We start from the raw sequence: 16,099 nt of genomic DNA, 5'->3' as shown, positions 1-16,099 counted from the left end.
AGAGAAGCTTATGAGCCTTATCGGCGAAATTTTGCCTTTGTCCCATATTGTTTTGGATATGGAGGTGGGCAGTAAAAAAAGGCTGTTTGAGGAAGCGGGCCTGCTTTTGGAACGCGAATCCTCATTGTCCCATGCTGATGTTTTCGAATGTCTTTTTGCCCGTGAAAAACTCGGTTCGACCGGTTTGGGGCAGGGCGTTGCCATCCCGCACGGCCGTCATGCCGGCGTGAAGCAGGCGACGGGCGCGTTCATCCGCACGCGCGAACCCGTCGGATTTGACGCACCGGACGGCAAACCGGTTTCCCTGGTTTTTATCTTGCTGGTTCCGGAAAATGCGACGGGCGAGCATTTGGAAGTATTGTCCAAACTGGCCGGCAAGTTTTCCCAAAAAAGCATCCGCGAATCGCTGATGACGGTTTCTTCTGCGGAAGAAGCCCGCGCCATTTTGACTGAAGAATAATATGCCCAGTATTTCCGTCCGCCGACTGTTTGACGACAACCAATACAAGTTACAACTTGCCTGGGCCGCCGGCAATTCGGGTGCGGACAACCGTATCGGCGTAGAGGCGGACAAGCCCGTCCTCGCTTTGGTCGGACACCTGAATTTCATCCACCCCAACCAAATCCAAGTGGTCGGTTTGGCGGAATCGGAATATCTGAACCGTCTCGAATCGGGGGAAACGGGTTATCAGTTCGGCGACCTGTTCGATATTTCCATGTCTTTGGTTATTGTGGCAAACGGCTTGCCGGTTTCCCCGGGGCTGCGCGACTATTGCCATAAAAACGATATTCCACTGCTGACTTCCAAACTCGAAAGCCCCTATCTGATGGACGTGTTGCGGATTTACCTGCAACGCACCCTGGCGGCATCGTCCGTCAAACACGGCGTATTTCTCGATGTGTTTGAAATCGGCGTGCTGATTACCGGACATTCTGGCTTGGGCAAGAGCGAATTGGCGTTGGAACTGATTTCGCGCGGCCACAGCCTGATTGCCGACGATGCGGTCGAGCTGTTCCGCATCGGTCCGGAAACATTGGAAGGGCGTTGTTCGCCTATGCTGCGTGATTTTTTGGAAGTGCGCGGCTTGGGGATACTCAATATCCGCCATATTTTCGGCGAAACTTCCATCCGCCCCAAAAAAATCCTGCAACTCATTATCAATTTGGTCGAGGCAGACGACGAGTATATGAAGCAGCTCGACCGGTTGAGTATCCGCACCGAAACCGAATCCATCCTCAACGTCAACGTCCGTTCGGTAACGCTGCCTGTCGCGGTCGGACGCAACCTTGCCGTATTGGTTGAAGCGGCGGTGCGCAATTATATTCTTCAGTTGCGCGGTAAGGATAGTACGCGCGAATTTTTGGAACGCCATCAGACGCAGCTTAAAGAAAACGAACAGAATCATGAAAATCGTCCTGATTAGCGGGTTGTCCGGTTCGGGCAAATCCGTCGCACTGCGCCAAATGGAAGATTCGGGTTATTTCTGCGTGGACAACCTGCCCTTGGAAATGTTGCCCGCGCTGGTGTCGTATCATATCGAGCGTGCGGACGAAACCGAATTGGCGGTCAGCGTCGATGTACGTTCCGGCATTGACATCGGACAGGCGCGGGAACAGATTGCCTATCTGCGCGGACTGGGGCACAGGGTTGAAGTTTTGTTTGTCGAGGCGGAAGAAAGCGTGTTGGTCCGCCGGTTTTCCGAAACCAGGCGAGGACATCCTCTGAGTAATCAGGATATGACCTTGTTGGAAAGCTTAAAGAAAGAACAGGAATGGCTGTTCCCGCTTAAAGAAATCGCCTATTGTATCGACACTTCCAAGATGAATGCCCAACAGCTCCGCCATGCAGTCCGGCAGTGGCTGAAGGTCGAACGTACCGGGCTGCTGGTGATTTTGGAGTCCTTCGGGTTCAAATACGGCGTGCCGAACAACGCCGATTTTATGTTCGATATGCGCAGCCTGCCCAACCCGTATTACGATCCCGAGTTGAGGCCTTACACCGGTATGGACAAGCCCGTTTGGGATTATTTGGACGGACAGCCGCTTGTGCAGGAAATGGCGGACGACATCGAAAAATTTCTGACGCATTGGCTGCCGCGTTTGGAGGATGAAAGCAGGAGCTACGTTACCGTCGCCATCGGCTGTACCGGAGGGCAGCATCGTTCGGTCTATATTGTCGAAAAACTCGCCCGAAGGTTGAAAGGGCGTTATGAATTGCTGATACGGCACAGACAGGCGCAAAACCTGTCAGACCGCTAATTCCGTCAAACCATTATGCCGTCTGAAACCCCGTCCTCCGTTTCAGACGGCATTTCAAATATTGAAAAGAAAGAACAGACATGGCAATCCAATGGTTTCCCGGCCATATGAACAAGGCGAAAAAAGCCATCGCCGAGCGTGCAAAAAGCGTTGATATGGTGATTGAAATGCTGGACGCGCGTATGCCCGCCTCCAGCGAAAACCCCCTGCTTGCCCAGCTTTCCAAAGGTAAACCCAAACTTAAAATCCTCAACAAACAAGATCTTGCCGACCCCGAGCGCACCAAAATCTGGCTCGAACACTATAACAGCCGCCCCGACACCTGCGCCATCGCCCTCGATTCCTCCGAAACAGGCGCACACGGCAAAATTACCCAAGCCTGCCGCGCGATGATTCCCCACCGGCAAGGCATAGACAAACCCTTGCGCGTCTTGATTTGCGGCATTCCCAACGTCGGCAAATCCACCCTCATCAACGGCATGATAGGCAAAAAATCCGCCAAAACCGGCAACGAACCCGGCATCACCAAAGCCGAACAACGCCTTTTCCTTGCCGACGACTTCTGGCTGTACGACACCCCCGGAATGCTGTGGCCGAAAATCATTGTCGAAGAAAGCGGCTACAACCTCGCCGCCGGCGGTTCAGTCGGACGCAACGCATTGGACGAAGAAGAAGTCGCCCTCGAACTTTTAGACTACCTCCGCCGCCACTACCTCCCTATGTTGCAAGAACGCTACCAAGCCGACAAAGACCCCAGCAGCCACTGGGACGAAAACGTTTGGCTCGAATGGATAGCCAAAAAACGCGGCGCAGTCCTCAGCGGCGGACGGATCAACTACCAAAAAGCCGCCGAAAACATCCTTACCGACTTCCGTGAAGGCAAAATCGGCAGAATCACCCTCGAAACGCCGAACCAATGGGAAACTTGGCTCAAAAAAGCCCGTCAGAAAGAAGCCGAACTCAAAGCCATACGCGAAGCCAGAAAAGCAGAGCGTAAAGGGCAGAAGCCTTCGGAAGCATAAAGAATGCCGTCTGAAAAATATTTTTCAGGCAGCTTCTCTCTACTCCAACCGATTTCAGACGGCATATCCAAACCCATGCCGTTTCAGCACGGATACCCGTATGACCGACAAAATTTCTCCCGACGCACTAATTGAAGCCGCACTGCTGACCCAAACCGAACCGCTGACCGAAAAATCTATGCGCGAATTGTGTGTGCCGCCACTGTCGCAGGACAAACTGATTGATGTGTTGGCGCAGTTGAAAACGCGTTGGCAGGATAGGGCGTTGCAACTGGTGCATACGCAAGAGGGCTGGCGTTTTCAGATTGTTCAGACGGCATTCGAGCGGCTGGGCAGCCTGCAAGAACAGCGTGCGCCGCGCTACTCCCGCGCCGTGATGGAAACACTGGCGATTATCGCCTACCAGCAGCCCGTAACGCGCGGCGACATCGAAGGCATACGCGGTGTGGCGGTGTCGCAGAACGTGATCCAGACCTTGCAGGATCGGGGGTGGATTGAAGTCATCGGACATCGGGACACATTGGGAAAACCCGCATTGTGGGCAACAACGGCAACGTTTCTCAGCGATTTGCGCTTGGACGGTCTGGAAGAACTTCCTCCGCTGACCGAACTGGGCGAACTGGTTTTGCCCGATTTGATAGAAATGCCGCCTACGGATGAAGAAGAGCCGACAACCGTACCATCCGATACCCTGCCCAACTGAAATTCCAAATGCCGTCTGAAACGCACATTGCTTCAGACGGCATTGCAACAAATAAGCAGATAAAAACAAGCACTAAGAAAAATTAAGGAAAAACTTATTTTTAATTTAAAAAATCTTAGTTATAATTCGTATATCTAAAGTTGATATTGCTTTTGTCGGTAGAATTGCTAAGGAATCCTCACGATGCTTCTAACACTTTCTTTGCGTGATTTTGTCATTGTTGAAAATCTGAATCTGGATTTTCAAAGCGGCTTTACCGTATTGACTGGAGAAACTGGCGCGGGCAAGTCCATTACTTTGGATGCGATTGGTCTGCTGTTGGGCGATAAAGCCGATTACAGCCAAGTCCGCAGCGGCGCAAAAGAAGCGCAGTTGTCGGCATTGTTCGATATTTCCCATTTGCCTACTTTAAAAGCAGAATTGTATGAACAGGGGCTTTTAAACGACGGAGAAGAAGAACTCAGTATCCGCCGCATTATCGATGCCAAAGGCAAAAGCCGCAGCTTTATCAACAATCAGGCCGCTACCTTGGCGCAACTCAAAGCCGTCGGCAGCCAGCTTATCGACATCCACGGGCAAAACGCCCATCATTCGCTTAATCAGGAAGCCGCCCAGCGCGAATTGTTGGACGCATTTGCGGGCAGCAGGGCGCAGGCGGAAACCGTCAGGCAGCTTTATCAAAACTGGGCAAACTCAAAAAAAGCATTGCAGGAAGCGCAGGAACAGGCAGAAAACATTGCACTCGAACAAGAGCGTCTGGAATGGCAGTTTAACGAATTGAATCAGTTGGACATTAAACAAGGCGAATGGGAAGCCCTCAGCCAAAGCCACGACAGCCTTGCCCATTCTGCCGAGCTGTTGCAGGCTGCCGAAGAAGTCGGAAGCAAGATTGACGGCGACAACGGCATCCAACGCCATATCTATCAATGTCAAAAACTATTGGCCAATCTGCAAAACATCGAGCCGCGCTTTGCCGAGAGCCTGAATATGTTGGCAAGCATCGAGGCCGAATTGGGCGAAATCAGTGCCAATATGCGCGATGTGGCAGGACGCAGCGACATCAACCCCAATGAATTGGCGGCACAGGAACAGCGTATGGGCGAACTGATGGGGATGGCGCGGAAATACCGGATCGAGCCTGAAGAGTTGCCTGCCAAGTTGGCAGAAATCGAAGAACGCCTGCAAAGCCTGCAAGCTGCCGCCGATTTGGACGCGCTCGAGCATAATGTTGCCCACAATTTTGCCGAATATCAGGAAGCTGCCCACATCCTTTCTGCCATGCGCCATCAGGCGGCAGAGCGTTTGAGCGGCGAAACGACCGAGCATATGCAACACCTTGCCATGAAAGGTGCACGTTTCGACATCGTCCTGTTGCCCTCGTCGCCGACGGCACACGGTTTGGAGCAGGTTCAATTTCAAGTTGCCGCCAACAAAGGCAATCCGCCCCGTCCGCTGAATAAAGTTGCCTCCGGCGGCGAATTGGCGCGTATCAGCCTTGCCTTACAGGTTGTTGCCAGCCAATATACCCAAGTTCCCACCCTGATTTTTGATGAGGTCGATACCGGTATTGGAGGGGGAGTGGCTGAAATGGTCGGCAAGGCATTACGTGCGTTGGGCAGAAAACATCAGGTGCTTGCCGTTACCCATCTTCCGCAAGTCGCATCCTGCGGCGAAAACCACTGGCGGGTGCGCAAGCACAGCGAGGGAGAGCAAACCGTCAGCGAAATCAGTATATTGGATGAAATCCAACGGATCGAAGAGGTTGCCCGTATGTTGGGCGGAGAAGTCATTACCGATACGACGCGGCAACATGCGGCAGAATTGCTGCAACTTGCGTCGAAAAATAGTTTATTTTAAAATCAATCAGTTAAAAAATAACTAAAAATAAAAGTCTAAAACAATAGACAGAACTCAGATAAATCCGTATTATCACGCTTTCTTAATCACTTGAACAAGTGATTGTGCTGCACCCGTAGCTCAGTTGGATAGAGTATCTGGCTACGAACCAGAGGGTCGGGCGTTCGAATCGCTCCGGGTGCGCCAGTAAGAAAATACAATATGCGCCCATCGTCTAGCGGTTAGGACATCGCCCTTTCACGGCGGTAACCGGGGTTCGATTCCCCGTGGGCGTGCCAATTCAAAATGCCTCCGATTATATCGGAGGCATTTCTCATTTCTCATTTCTCATTTCTCATTTCTCATTTCTCATTTCTCATTTCTCATTTCTCATTTCTCATTTCTCATACTGAGACCTTTGCAATAACATAGGTTACTAAAATTTTATGCTCAATCTCATTTTCAAAATGCAAAACTTTTCTGATTTTTCCTACTTTTTGCTCAATATTAGGAAGGTTTTAGGCAATTGAAAATTTTTTGGCGCATTTTTATGCGTCAAATTTCGTTAACAGACTATTTTTGCAAAGGTCTCATACTATAGTGGATTAACAAAAATCAGGACAAGGCGATGAAGCCGCAGACAGTACAAATAGTACGGAACCGATTCACTTGGTGCTTCAGCACCTTAGAGAATCGTTCTCTTTGAGCTAAGGCGAGGCAACGCCGTACTGGTTTTTGTTAATCCACTATATTGAGTCCTCGAGAAGGGAAATAAAAATTAACATCCTTATATATTGAGTTCCTGAGAAGGGAAGATTAACAAAAATTAACGCCCTTTACTTCATACAATCAACAGGGCTTTTTCATTCCTTCCTTATCTAACAGGAGGTACAGAAACCGAAACGGCTGGCAGGGTTAAGGAAGTCTTCGAATGTTACGGAACATTCATCTTGGACAGCAAAGGCAATTTGTTAGGCATTCCTTACTCCTTATTTTGGGAAGAAAATGTTATGGGTGTTTTCGATATTTTACCGTCAGGATTGGTATGTTTATTTGAATATGATTTTCTGTGGTCGGGACGGCATGCGGCAAAGGCTTAAGGGGTTAGATCCTTCCTTCTGACGATGGCGCGGATGATGGCGCGGTTGGGGTGTAGGGCGTGGCGCAGGCGTTTTGAGAGGGGATGGGGCAAGCCTAGGATTTCGGCTGCAACGGCGGCGGCGCAGATGGGGGCGGTGGCAAGCCCGCGTGTGCCGTGGGCGGTGTTGGCGTAGGCATTGGGCAGGTACGGGCAGGGGGCATCGATGCGATAGTTTTTGTCCAGCGCGAGTTTGGCGTAAGTTTGTTGCATAGCGGCAATGTCGCCGAGTGCGCCGACTAGGGGAAGGTGGTCGGGGCTGTCGCAGCGTATGGCGGCGTGCCCTTGGTGTTTTTGGGGGTTTGGGTTGGCGGCAAACAATGATTCGGAAAGGGCGGGGTTAAGGTGTGCCAATGCTTGGCGGTTTGAGGCTTCTTCGGCTTCGTTCCATCCGGTATGGCTGCTGTTGGGAATAAAACTCGCGCCGTAGCAGTGCAGTCCGTGCCACGACGGGCTGATGTAGCTTTCGCCTGAAACGGCGCAACGCAGTTGTTCGGAAAACGGGGTGGACGGTGTGAGGCCGGTTTGTCCGCGTATTTGCCTGAGGGGCAGGGTGGCGAGGTTGGTTTCGGGTAGGTAGGGGCTGTTCGCACCGGTGCAGTAGATGATGTGTGTGGCGGTAAATGTGCCGTTTGGCGTGCTTGCAATCCACTTTTCCCCGTCGTGGGAAATGTCGGTTAACGGTGTGTCTTCGTGTAGTCCAATGAGCGGATGGCTGAGGAGGGCGCGGACGAATGTGGGAGGATTGAGCCATACGCCGTACTGCCAAAACAGTCCGCATAATGGTTCGGCGTAGGGCGTGTTCAGAGGGATGCCGGCGATTTTTTCGGCTTCTGCCTGCGTGATGCTGCGGTAGAGGTGGTTATGGTGTTTTTGCAAACCCAATTCGTGATTGCGTTGTTGTTCGGTGCGGCTGTAATTGAGGTGGATGATGCCGTTGCCGCCCCAGGTTTCGGATTCGGGCAGGATATGTCCGAGCAGGCGTTTGGTGTAGCCGTAGCCGGCAAGCAGCAGTTCGGTTTGTTCGGTGTCGTGCGGCGAGATTTTGGCGTAGAGCAGCCCTTGGCGGTTGCCGCTGGCGGCTTGGGCGGCTTTTCGGGCTTCCAATACGGTAACGGAAATGCCGTATGATGCTAAGGCGTGGGCGGTTGCCGCGCCGGATATGCCCGCTCCGATAACGAGGATGTGTTCCGGTTTTTGCCGTTCGGATGTTTGTGGAAGTGCAAACCAGGGTTTGTCGGGCTTACTTTCGGTTTGCGGGATGGCTTCGGTCTGCCAGGAAATGTGGTGGAAGTGTTCGTGCAGGCGGCGGGTGCGTGAAGGGGGAACCAGCCAGAAGCGGACATCGGGCAGGATGTGTTCAATCAGGTTGATGCTGTCGAACTGGAGGCACTGGGTTGCCTGATCCAAACGGTGCTTCAGACGGCATTCCGCGTCCGAAGCATCTTGTGCGGTTTGAAAATTGGGAATCTGATTATCGGGGAGGCAGACAATCAGGTTGAGCGGGTGTGCGTGTTTGCGGATGGTTTGGTCGAGTGTGCGGATGTCGGGAATGCCGTTCCATGCGAGATTGTCCATATCAATGCCGTCTGAAATGTGGGTTTGAATATCGGTATCGGGATAAAGCTGTTAAAATACGCGCCGTTTGAAGGCACGCCTGCGCCTGCCGGATATTGTATGCCGAACCGAGGTGTTTTTTGAATAATATTCCTGTTGAAATCCGTTTGTTGAAAAACCGTACCGTGTTGGTTTTGACTTATGGGGACGAACCTAAAAATCTGCCTGCCGAATTTTTACGCGTCTATTCGCCGAGTGCGGAAGTGCGCGGACACGGCGTGGGACAGGATGTTTTGCAGACCGGCAAGGCGGATGTCCAAATCACGGATTTGCAGCCTGTCGGACAGTATGCGCTGAAAATCAGTTTTTCGGACGGGCACGACAGCGGTCTTTACGATTGGGCGTATCTGCACAGACTGGCATACGGATACGATGCGATGTGGCAGGAATATTTGGACAAATTGGCGGCGGCGGGTGCTTCCCGTTTTGAAAAGCAATCAGATTGTTAAGTTTGGGATGCCGTAGGGCGGCATCAGGGAGGTGGTTAGAATATGGGCGGACAGAAAACGCATTTCGGGTTCAGCACGGTCAACGAAGATGAGAAAGCCGGAAAAGTGGCGGAAGTGTTCCACTCCGTCGCCAAAAACTACGACATTATGAACGATGTGATGTCGGCAGGGCTGCACAGGGTGTGGAAGCATTTCACCATCAACACGGCGCACCTGAAAAAAGGCGATAAAGTGTTGGACATTGCGGGCGGTACGGGCGATTTGTCCCGAGGGTGGGCGAAACGCGTCGGCAAGGAAGGCGAGGTTTGGCTGACCGATATTAATTCTTCTATGCTGACCGTCGGGCGCGACCGTCTTTTGAACGAAGGCATGATTTTGCCCGTGTCGCTTGCCGATGCGGAAAAACTGCCTTTCCCTGACAATTATTTCAACTTGGTTTCCGTGGCGTTCGGCTTGCGGAATATGACGCATAAAGATGCCGCGCTGAAAGAGATGTACCGTGTTTTGAAACCCGGCGGGACATTGCTGGTATTGGAGTTTTCCAAAATCTACAAGCCACTCGAAGGCGCGTATGATTTCTATTCGTTCAAGCTGCTGCCGGCGATGGGCAGGCTGATTGCGAAAGATGCGGAGAGTTACCAGTATCTTGCCGAATCCATCCGTATGCACCCCGATCAGGAAACTTTGAAACAGATGATGCTGGATGCGGGCTTCGACAGCGTGGATTATCACAATATGAGTGCGGGCATCGTCGCGCTGCATAAGGGCGTGAAATTTTAAACGGACTGGCTGTGCAGCCAATGCCGTCTGAACACGTTTCAGACGGCATTTTTGTGTTTTTTTGAGAAAGAGATTTTAAATCTTAAAATTAATTCACATATCCATCAATAATTTATAAATTTTTTAAAAAATAGGAACAATTATCATTTGCAAGATTGGGAGATGTCTGTATAATGCAGTCAATCCAGTAAACAACGCAGCAGACGAAAGGAGGGAAAAATGCCGGAAAGTATTTTCAAACAGATTTCCCTTGATATTTTGAAACTGCATCGGGACTCTGTTTATTCGCTGCTTGCCACTTCCGGCTGCAACTGTCAGGTGCATGAAGCGGCGTATGTCAACATCGACGGCAAATATTATATTGCGCTTTCATGCGAGCCCGAGGTGGGGGAAGTCAAAACAGGCATTTTGCTGATTGAGGATGAAAGCCGCAGCCTGCGTTTGAGCTGGGTCGGCAGTGCGCGGGAGCTTGACCGCAAGGATAGTGCCTACAAACGCGCCCTGTCCGCCTTGTCCAGAAAGCTGGGGCGGTGTAAGGACAGGCTGCATACGGCGGTTCAACCGTTTTTGTTGGAGCTGGTGCCGGAGAAAGGCAGATTTTCTGTCGGCGATGAAGAAGTTTGGATTTCTCGAAACGATTTAGTGAGGGCTTTATATCCTGTCGGATACAGTATGCGGCAGGCAATGTTGCAGATTTAAAGTTTTGGTAGTGGTTTGTGTTCCTTTTGCGCCCCTTTCCCAAGGGGCGATTTTTTTGCACGCGTGTTGGCGGCAAAGGAAAAATGCCGTCTGAAACCGGCATTCAGACGGCATCCGCGTGCGGAATTACTTATCCGGTAAAAGACGGATGCCTTGATTGCCCAGCCGTTTTGACAATTCGGCAACCTTTCCGTGTTTTCCCAAAATAAAATCAGGGAGGATTTCTGCCAAAGGGCGTATGACGAAACTGCGTTCGTGCGCGCGCGGATGCGGCAGGGTGAGTCGGGGGTCGTCGCTGGAGATGCCGTCAAAGTCGATAATGTCCAAATCCAATGTGCGCGGCGCGTTGCGGAAGCTGCGTTCGCGTCCGAAATCGGCTTCGATACGGTTGAGTTCGGCAAGCAGGGCAATGCCGTCCAAGGTGGTGGAAACGGTGCAGACGGCATTGACGAAATCGGGCTGATTGTCGTAACCGACGGGCGCGGTCATATACAGTGAGGAAGCCTGTTTAAGACGGATGTCAGGATGGGACGACAGCGTGTCCAATGCGGCGCGTACCTGTTGGGCAGGGTTTTCAAGATTACTGCCCAGGGCGATGACGGCAAAATGTCTGTTGTTCATAACGGTGTTTCAGAAAGGCAGGACTTTGGTTTTGGCAAGGTAAACGATGCAGGCGAGGCAACACATGGCGAGCAGGTAAACGGTGTAGAACTTGGTCGAACGCGGACGGGCGCGCATCATCATCATACCCAATGCGATATAGGCGAGCAGAAGCAGGATTTTTGTACCGAGCCAAGGCGCGTTGAACGGGGAGAAATGGGTAATTTTCATCAGCCACAATCCCGTAAACAGCAGCATGGTGTCGTTAAGGTGGGGCAGTGCCTTCCAAAAGCCCGCCAAGGGCTTTTCTGGATTTTTCCAAAGTAGGAAAACACGGATGTTGAATACCAAAATGGTGATGGTAACGAAGATTTGATGGCTGTATTTGACAATCAGATACTGCATGGTCGGCTCGTATCAAAATAAGGGTTAGAATCGGCTTATTTTACCGCAAACAGTTATTTTTGAGGCAGTTTTTCAAATGCCAAAAGATAGGGTGGGCTGTTTTTCCGGTTGGTAAAGCTGTAACGCAGAACGGCAAACTGTTCTTGAGGCAGGTTTTTTGCCCATTGTTCGATTGCTTCTGCCTCCTGTTTGCCGTTTTCGTGCCCGGGGTAGAGGACGGCAATAAGCATACCGTTTTCTTTCAGTAGGGATAGGGCGGCGGAAAGGGCGGCAATGCTGGTTTCCGTGCGGGTGGTAAGGCTTTTGTCCCCGCCGGGCAGCCAGCCGAAATTGAAAATGGCTGCATCCAGCGGCTTTGGAATATATTGCTTCAGGTTTTCATGTCCGTCCAAGATGAGCCGTACATTGCTGTAACCTACTTCCTGCAGACGGCATCGGGTGTTGTTCAGGGCTTGCGGCTGGATGTCGAATGCCCACACTTTCCCCCGGATGCCTGCGGTTTGTGCGAGGAAAAGGGTGTCGTGTCCGTTGCCGGCGGTGCCGTCCAGCGCATTGCCGCCTTCGGGAAGTGCCTGCCGCAAAAGGCAATGGGCGAATGGAAGGATGTTTTTCAATAACATTTTCAAATGCCGTCTGAAAATAAAAATACCTTACCGTTGTCCGGTAAGGTATTGAAAGATATGACACGTCATGCTTCGTGCGGATTATTCGGCAGGCTGCTGGACGGTTTCCACTTGGACGAGGGTCGAAGTCGGTGCGGCTTGGGGTCTGTTTTCATGTTGTAGGTTGACGGAGCGTGCCGGTACGATGGTGGAAATGGCGTGTTTGTAAACCATTTGGGTGACGGAAGTGTTTCTCAGGAGAACAACGTATTGATCGAAAGACTCAACCTGACCTTGCAATTTGATACCGTTAACTAAGTAAATCGAAACCGGAACATGCTCTTTACGCAGGGCGTTCAGGAAGGGATCTTGCAACATTTGTCCTTTAGCTGTCATATTTTTAACTCCGCTATTATGATTGTGAAATCGGGCAGATGCCCTGTGCGTGTCGAATTGTAGCCTTGAATAGGAAAAATTACCAATTTTTTTTGTGTTTGGGCGGTTTTCCGCCGGGCATTTGTATGTCAGGAGCGTTGCTGCAGCATCCACGATTCGATTTTGCGGGCGTCGTTGACGCGTGTGGCGGATGTGGGCGAGTTCAGCAATACGATGGTAACGGGTTGGTTTTGAATGTTGGCTTTGACAACCATAGACCTGCCTGCTTCGCGTATGTAGCCGGTTTTCTGCAATTCGATGTTCCACATGCCTTCTCTGACCAGGGCATTGGAGTTTTTGTAGTTCTGCTGCCCGTTTTTGGTCTGTACCGAGGCGTAGTTGGAAGTCGAGTTGGTGCGGATTTGCGGATATTGGGCGGCGGCGTTGACCATAAGGCTCAGGTCTTTGGCGGTAGAAACGTTTTGGAAGTTGAGTCCGGTCGGTTCGTAAAAGCGGCTGCCGTACATACCGAGGCTTTGGGCTTTGCGGTTCATGGCGGCGACAAATGCGCCCATGCCGCCGGGGTAGGTTCTGCCCAATGCATGGGTGGCGCGGTTTTCGCTGCTCATCAGGCTCAGGTGCAGCAGTTCTTTGCGTGTAAGTGCCGTACCTATGGCAAGACGGCTGCCGGTCCCTTTGATGCGGTCGATTTCGTCAGGCGTAATGGTAACGGTTTCGTTCATGTCCAAGTTTGCATCCAAAACGACCATCGCGCTCATCAGTTTGGAAATGGAGGCGATGGGCATAATCCTGTCGGCGTTTTTCTGATACAGTATCTGTCCGGTTTTGTTGTTGACGACCAGGGCAGACTGTGAGGAGAGAATCAGACCGCCTGTAATGGCTTGGGTGTTGGTGGGGTGTATCGTGCTTTCGGCGAATATTTCTATCGGATCGGAGGAGGTAAGCATGTTCTGTTCTAAAAATTGCCCTAAAATGTCGTTGTCGGCAAAAAGGTGGGCTGACGGCAGGGAAAGGCAGAGACCGAGCAGCAGCGATGAGGGCAGGCGTTTCAGAGTATGGATGGACATTTTTGATTCCATATTTTTGAGTATTGGCGTTATTTTGTTGAAAAAACAGCCATCTGTAAAGTATGTCGTCTGACAGGAGACTGCCCGTAGGCGGGCGGTCTTGTTGTGTTTTGGGGATTGGGTTTTATAACATTCTGTTTTTAAATCGGAACATATTTTGTGGTTTGACATGGATATTTTTCATGCCGTCGTGTGTCGGTTTGGATGTTTCCGGCAGTTGAATCCTTGTCCTTTGGGGCGGTAGAATCGGGGTTGGTTTGGCAATTGCGGCGGTGCGTCTGCGTGCCGTTTTGAATAATGGGAATATCGGGAGTAGGACTATGGATGTGAAATATGAATTTACCCTGCCTTCGAGCAGCGGTGCGGATTTTCATTCGGCAGAACATCTGCCTTTGGTCGTGTATTTTTATCCGAAAGACAGTACGCCGGGCTGTACGACGGAAGGCTTGGATTTCAATGCGCGTTTGGAACAGTTTGAGGCATTGGGTTATACCGTGGTCGGTATTTCCCGCGACGGCGTAAAGGCGCATCAGAATTTTTGCGCCAAGCAGGGTTTCCGGTTCGAGCTGTTGAGCGACAAGGATGAAACAGTGTGCCGCCTGTTTGATGTCATCAAATTGAAGAAACTGTACGGGAAAGAGTCGTTAGGTATCGAGCGCAGTACGTTCGTCTTGAATAAGGATGGAGAAATCGCCCATGAATGGCGGAAAGTCAAAGTGGCGGGTCACGCGCAGGAAGTATTGGAAACGCTTTCCCGATAATGTGAACCATGCCGTCTGAAGAAGATTCAGACGGCATTTGTTTGGAACGGTATGGAAGAAGGTTTGATCGACAGGCTGCTTGAAACGCTGTGGTTGGACAGGCGGCTCAATCAGAATACTTTAAACGGTTACCGGCGCGATTTGGAAAAAATCGCCCGCCGCCTGTCCCAATCGGGCAGAATGCTGAAGGATGCGGACGAAGCGGATTTGGCGGCGGCGGTTTATGTTGACGGAGAGCAACGGAGTTCGCAGGCGCGCGCATTATCGGCATGCAAACGCCTGTATATATGGATGGAGCGTGAAGGCATAAGGACGGACAATCCCACCCGTTTGCTGAAACCGCCCAAAATCGACAAGAATATTCCGACCCTGATTACAGAACAGCAGATTTCCCGACTGCTTGCCGCACCGGATACCGACACGCCGCACGGTTTGCGGGACAAGGCCCTGCTTGAATTAATGTACGCGACCGGCTTGCGCGTCAGCGAGGCGGTCGGGCTGAACTTCGGCAATGTGGATTTGGACAGGGGCTGTATTACCGCGCTGGGCAAGGGCGACAAGCAGAGGATGGTCCCGATGGGGCAGGAATCGGCGTATTGGGTGGGACGCTATTACACGGAGGCGCGTCCGGCCTTGTTGAAGGGCAGGAGTTGCGATGCCTTGTTTGTCAGTCAGAAAAAAACAGGTATTTCCCGTCAGTTGGCATGGATGATTGTCAAAGAATATGCAAGTCAGGCAGGCATCGGGCACATCAGCCCGCACAGCCTGCGCCATGCCTTCGCCACGCACTTGGTGCAGCACGGATTGGATTTGCGCGTGGTTCAGGATATGTTGGGACATGCCGATTTGAATACGACGCAGATTTATACCCATGTTGCCAATGTATGGTTGCAGGGTGTAGTGAAGGAACACCATTCCCGAAACTGAGGCTTCTGCTTCGGTTTAATAAGAAATCAATCGAAAATGCAAACTTGATAAAAAATTACCAAGACAAACCGTGTATGCCGACCTTGCAATGCGAACCGTTTTTATTTATATTTGCATACGATAATAAAAGCCGCTATCGGTACGATAGTTTGAGAACACACGGAGCACAAAATGTTTGTCTGCATCTGCAATGCCGTTACCGACCATCAAATCAAGGAAACAATCGCCGCCGGCGCGACCACAATGGGCGATTTGCAGTCGCAATTGGGCGTAGCGAGCTGCTGCGGCTGCTGCGGGGAGCTTGCCGCTTCGTTTCTGACGGCGCACAATGCGCAACCGACGGTTACGGCGGGTATCAACGTTCAAGCGTAAAACGGTTTTCGAAATGCCGTCTGAACTGTTCAGACGGCATTTTTACTGTTTTTGGCAGAACTTGAGTATCATCTTCCTTGAAAACATTGTTTTTTCCCAAATAGACCATGATTCTGCTGCGTCTAAGGCTTTGGCGTGTGCAAATTGACAGATAAGGAAACGCGGATGAAATTGACCTTGATGTTTCGTGAATATTGCAGCTTGTGCCACAAAATGCGCGATGCACTCAAACCTTTTCAAAATGAATACGGGTTCGGGCTGGAAGTGGTCGATGTGGATGAAAATCCTGTTTTGGAAGAAAAATACAATGAGCTGGTTCCCGTTTTGTTGGCGGGAGATGAGGAAATCTGCCACTGGTTTTTGGATGAGGACAGGTTGAAACAGTTTCTCGAACGGTAAAAAATGCCGTCTGAAGCAGGACTTCAGACGGCATTTTTTTCAAATTAACGTTCTTTACGTTTTTGCG

Annotated in this window: 20 protein-coding genes and 2 tRNA genes; 16 read left to right on the top strand and 6 right to left on the bottom strand. The window is 51.1% G+C overall.

What is annotated here, in order from left to right; all coding sequences use genetic code 11:
• Nucleotides 1-10: 10 nt before the first annotated feature.
• From ptsN to IUJ45_RS02975, 9 genes are all read left to right on the top strand, one after another.
• Entirely contained in the window at nt 11-460 is a 450-nt protein-coding gene (gene ptsN, locus IUJ45_RS03015; RefSeq protein WP_002214068.1) for a PTS IIA-like nitrogen regulatory protein PtsN, read from the top strand.
• A gap of 1 nt (nt 461) precedes the next feature.
• Entirely contained in the window at nt 462-1,424 is a 963-nt protein-coding gene (gene hprK / locus IUJ45_RS03010; RefSeq protein WP_002214066.1) for an HPr(Ser) kinase/phosphatase, read from the top strand.
• Nucleotides 1,405-2,259, top strand: a complete 855-nt coding sequence (gene rapZ, locus IUJ45_RS03005) for an RNase adapter RapZ (RefSeq protein WP_002246081.1) — start codon at nt 1,405-1,407, stop codon at nt 2,257-2,259. The genes hprK and rapZ overlap by 20 nt, the downstream gene beginning before the upstream one ends.
• An 80-nt stretch (nt 2,260-2,339) precedes the next feature.
• Nucleotides 2,340-3,281: a ribosome biogenesis GTPase YlqF gene (gene ylqF / locus IUJ45_RS03000; RefSeq protein ID WP_002222746.1), complete on the top strand. Its 942-nt coding sequence runs from the start codon at nt 2,340-2,342 to the stop codon at nt 3,279-3,281.
• A 100-nt stretch (nt 3,282-3,381) separates the two neighbouring features.
• Entirely contained in the window at nt 3,382-3,984 is a 603-nt protein-coding gene (gene scpB / locus IUJ45_RS02995; protein WP_002225450.1) for an SMC-Scp complex subunit ScpB, read from the top strand.
• 183 nt (nt 3,985-4,167) lie between these two features.
• Nucleotides 4,168-5,841 (top strand): DNA repair protein RecN, encoded by a 1,674-nt coding sequence (gene recN, locus IUJ45_RS02990; RefSeq protein ID WP_002246082.1) that lies wholly within the window; start codon nt 4,168-4,170, stop codon nt 5,839-5,841.
• A 109-nt stretch (nt 5,842-5,950) separates the two neighbouring features.
• Nucleotides 5,951-6,027: transfer RNA gene (locus IUJ45_RS02985), tRNA-Arg, on the top strand.
• Between the two features lie 17 nt (nt 6,028-6,044).
• Nucleotides 6,045-6,119 (top strand) — tRNA-Glu (locus IUJ45_RS02980).
• Nucleotides 6,120-6,770: 651 nt separating this feature from the next.
• Nucleotides 6,771-6,920 (top strand): hypothetical protein, encoded by a 150-nt coding sequence (locus tag IUJ45_RS02975; protein WP_002214056.1) that lies wholly within the window; start codon nt 6,771-6,773, stop codon nt 6,918-6,920.
• Here the strand turns inward: IUJ45_RS02975 and mnmC1 are convergent.
• On the bottom strand, nt 6,917-8,536 hold the full coding sequence (mnmC1, locus tag IUJ45_RS02970; RefSeq protein WP_002246083.1) for an FAD-dependent 5-carboxymethylaminomethyl-2-thiouridine(34) oxidoreductase MnmC1: 1,620 nt from the start codon (nt 8,534-8,536) through the stop codon (nt 6,917-6,919). The two genes, IUJ45_RS02975 and mnmC1, sit on opposite strands and share 4 nt — an antisense overlap.
• A gap of 119 nt (nt 8,537-8,655) precedes the next feature.
• Here mnmC1 and IUJ45_RS02965 point away from each other — a divergent pair, with 119 nt between their 5' ends.
• From IUJ45_RS02965 to IUJ45_RS02955, 3 genes are all read left to right on the top strand, one after another.
• A complete protein-coding gene (locus IUJ45_RS02965; protein WP_002214052.1) occupies nt 8,656-9,024 on the top strand; it encodes a gamma-butyrobetaine hydroxylase family protein in 369 nt (122 codons plus the stop codon).
• Nucleotides 9,025-9,066: 42 nt separating this feature from the next.
• Nucleotides 9,067-9,804 (top strand): bifunctional demethylmenaquinone methyltransferase/2-methoxy-6-polyprenyl-1,4-benzoquinol methylase UbiE, encoded by a 738-nt coding sequence (gene ubiE / locus IUJ45_RS02960; protein WP_002246084.1) that lies wholly within the window; start codon nt 9,067-9,069, stop codon nt 9,802-9,804.
• Nucleotides 9,805-10,023: 219 nt separating this feature from the next.
• Nucleotides 10,024-10,503: an NGO0322 family iron-responsive protein gene (locus tag IUJ45_RS02955; RefSeq protein ID WP_002246085.1), complete on the top strand. Its 480-nt coding sequence runs from the start codon at nt 10,024-10,026 to the stop codon at nt 10,501-10,503.
• 126 nt (nt 10,504-10,629) lie between these two features.
• Here IUJ45_RS02955 and folK read toward each other — a convergent pair whose 3' ends face one another.
• The 5 genes from folK to IUJ45_RS02930 all read right to left on the bottom strand — a co-directional run bounded on the left by folK (nt 10,630) and on the right by IUJ45_RS02930 (nt 13,573).
• On the bottom strand, nt 10,630-11,124 hold the full coding sequence (gene folK, locus IUJ45_RS02950; RefSeq protein WP_002237810.1) for a 2-amino-4-hydroxy-6-hydroxymethyldihydropteridine diphosphokinase: 495 nt from the start codon (nt 11,122-11,124) through the stop codon (nt 10,630-10,632).
• Nucleotides 11,125-11,133: 9 nt separating this feature from the next.
• Nucleotides 11,134-11,508, bottom strand: coding sequence for a SirB2 family protein (locus IUJ45_RS02945; RefSeq protein ID WP_002246086.1), 375 nt, complete (start codon nt 11,506-11,508; stop codon nt 11,134-11,136).
• Nucleotides 11,509-11,561: 53 nt separating this feature from the next.
• Nucleotides 11,562-12,128, bottom strand: coding sequence for a tRNA 5-(aminomethyl)-2-thiouridylate-methyltransferase MnmM (gene mnmM / locus IUJ45_RS02940; protein ID WP_082308623.1), 567 nt, complete (start codon nt 12,126-12,128; stop codon nt 11,562-11,564).
• 84 nt (nt 12,129-12,212) lie between these two features.
• Complete coding sequence (hfq, locus tag IUJ45_RS02935) at nt 12,213-12,506, bottom strand: RNA chaperone Hfq (RefSeq protein ID WP_002214042.1); 294 nt, start codon at nt 12,504-12,506, stop codon at nt 12,213-12,215.
• A 128-nt stretch (nt 12,507-12,634) separates the two neighbouring features.
• A complete protein-coding gene (locus tag IUJ45_RS02930) occupies nt 12,635-13,573 on the bottom strand; it encodes a serine hydrolase (RefSeq protein WP_002217622.1) in 939 nt (312 codons plus the stop codon).
• 320 nt (nt 13,574-13,893) lie between these two features.
• On the opposite strand from IUJ45_RS02930, the gene IUJ45_RS02925 reads away from it, so the two are divergent.
• The 4 genes from IUJ45_RS02925 to IUJ45_RS02910 all read left to right on the top strand — a co-directional run bounded on the left by IUJ45_RS02925 (nt 13,894) and on the right by IUJ45_RS02910 (nt 16,032).
• Nucleotides 13,894-14,334, top strand: coding sequence for a peroxiredoxin (locus tag IUJ45_RS02925; RefSeq protein WP_002214039.1), 441 nt, complete (start codon nt 13,894-13,896; stop codon nt 14,332-14,334).
• Between the two features lie 51 nt (nt 14,335-14,385).
• Nucleotides 14,386-15,261 carry a site-specific tyrosine recombinase XerD gene (gene xerD / locus IUJ45_RS02920; RefSeq protein WP_002246088.1) on the top strand — a complete coding sequence of 292 codons (876 nt, stop codon included), beginning with the start codon at nt 14,386-14,388 and terminating at the stop codon, nt 15,259-15,261.
• 171 nt (nt 15,262-15,432) lie between these two features.
• Nucleotides 15,433-15,633, top strand: coding sequence for a bacterioferritin-associated ferredoxin (locus IUJ45_RS02915; protein ID WP_002214037.1), 201 nt, complete (start codon nt 15,433-15,435; stop codon nt 15,631-15,633).
• 165 nt (nt 15,634-15,798) lie between these two features.
• Nucleotides 15,799-16,032 (top strand): glutaredoxin family protein, encoded by a 234-nt coding sequence (locus tag IUJ45_RS02910; protein WP_002214035.1) that lies wholly within the window; start codon nt 15,799-15,801, stop codon nt 16,030-16,032.
• Nucleotides 16,033-16,099 lie beyond the last annotated feature (67 nt).

Source organism: Neisseria meningitidis (assembly GCF_022869645.1).
In the GTDB taxonomy this organism is placed as follows: domain Bacteria; phylum Pseudomonadota; class Gammaproteobacteria; order Burkholderiales; family Neisseriaceae; genus Neisseria; species Neisseria meningitidis.
The sequence above is the reverse complement of the archived record's forward strand: the minus strand, read 5'-3'. Positions and strand labels throughout refer to the sequence as shown.

Excerpts from the sequence above, each read along its gene's own strand:
- xerD (WP_002246088.1), top strand. The coding sequence starts at position 14,386 with ATGGAAGAAGGTTTGATCGACAGGCTGCTTGAAACGCTGTGGTTGGAC.
- ubiE (WP_002246084.1), top strand. The coding sequence starts at position 9,067 with ATGGGCGGACAGAAAACGCATTTCGGGTTCAGCACGGTCAACGAAGAT.
- IUJ45_RS02925 (WP_002214039.1), top strand. The coding sequence starts at position 13,894 with ATGGATGTGAAATATGAATTTACCCTGCCTTCGAGCAGCGGTGCGGAT.
- mnmC1 (WP_002246083.1), bottom strand. The coding sequence starts at position 8,536 with ATGGACAATCTCGCATGGAACGGCATTCCCGACATCCGCACACTCGAC.
- folK (WP_002237810.1), bottom strand. The coding sequence starts at position 11,124 with ATGAACAACAGACATTTTGCCGTCATCGCCCTGGGCAGTAATCTTGAA.
- IUJ45_RS02915 (WP_002214037.1), top strand. The coding sequence starts at position 15,433 with ATGTTTGTCTGCATCTGCAATGCCGTTACCGACCATCAAATCAAGGAA.
- rapZ (WP_002246081.1), top strand. The coding sequence starts at position 1,405 with ATGAAAATCGTCCTGATTAGCGGGTTGTCCGGTTCGGGCAAATCCGTC.
- IUJ45_RS02955 (WP_002246085.1), top strand. The coding sequence starts at position 10,024 with ATGCCGGAAAGTATTTTCAAACAGATTTCCCTTGATATTTTGAAACTG.
- mnmM (WP_082308623.1), bottom strand. The coding sequence starts at position 12,128 with ATGTTATTGAAAAACATCCTTCCATTCGCCCATTGCCTTTTGCGGCAG.
- hfq (WP_002214042.1), bottom strand. The coding sequence starts at position 12,506 with ATGACAGCTAAAGGACAAATGTTGCAAGATCCCTTCCTGAACGCCCTG.
- ylqF (WP_002222746.1), top strand. The coding sequence starts at position 2,340 with ATGGCAATCCAATGGTTTCCCGGCCATATGAACAAGGCGAAAAAAGCC.
- scpB (WP_002225450.1), top strand. The coding sequence starts at position 3,382 with ATGACCGACAAAATTTCTCCCGACGCACTAATTGAAGCCGCACTGCTG.
- IUJ45_RS02930 (WP_002217622.1), bottom strand. The coding sequence starts at position 13,573 with ATGTCCATCCATACTCTGAAACGCCTGCCCTCATCGCTGCTGCTCGGT.
- IUJ45_RS02945 (WP_002246086.1), bottom strand. The coding sequence starts at position 11,508 with ATGCAGTATCTGATTGTCAAATACAGCCATCAAATCTTCGTTACCATC.
- hprK (WP_002214066.1), top strand. The coding sequence starts at position 462 with ATGCCCAGTATTTCCGTCCGCCGACTGTTTGACGACAACCAATACAAG.
- IUJ45_RS02910 (WP_002214035.1), top strand. The coding sequence starts at position 15,799 with ATGAAATTGACCTTGATGTTTCGTGAATATTGCAGCTTGTGCCACAAA.
- recN (WP_002246082.1), top strand. The coding sequence starts at position 4,168 with ATGCTTCTAACACTTTCTTTGCGTGATTTTGTCATTGTTGAAAATCTG.
- ptsN (WP_002214068.1), top strand. The coding sequence starts at position 11 with ATGAGCCTTATCGGCGAAATTTTGCCTTTGTCCCATATTGTTTTGGAT.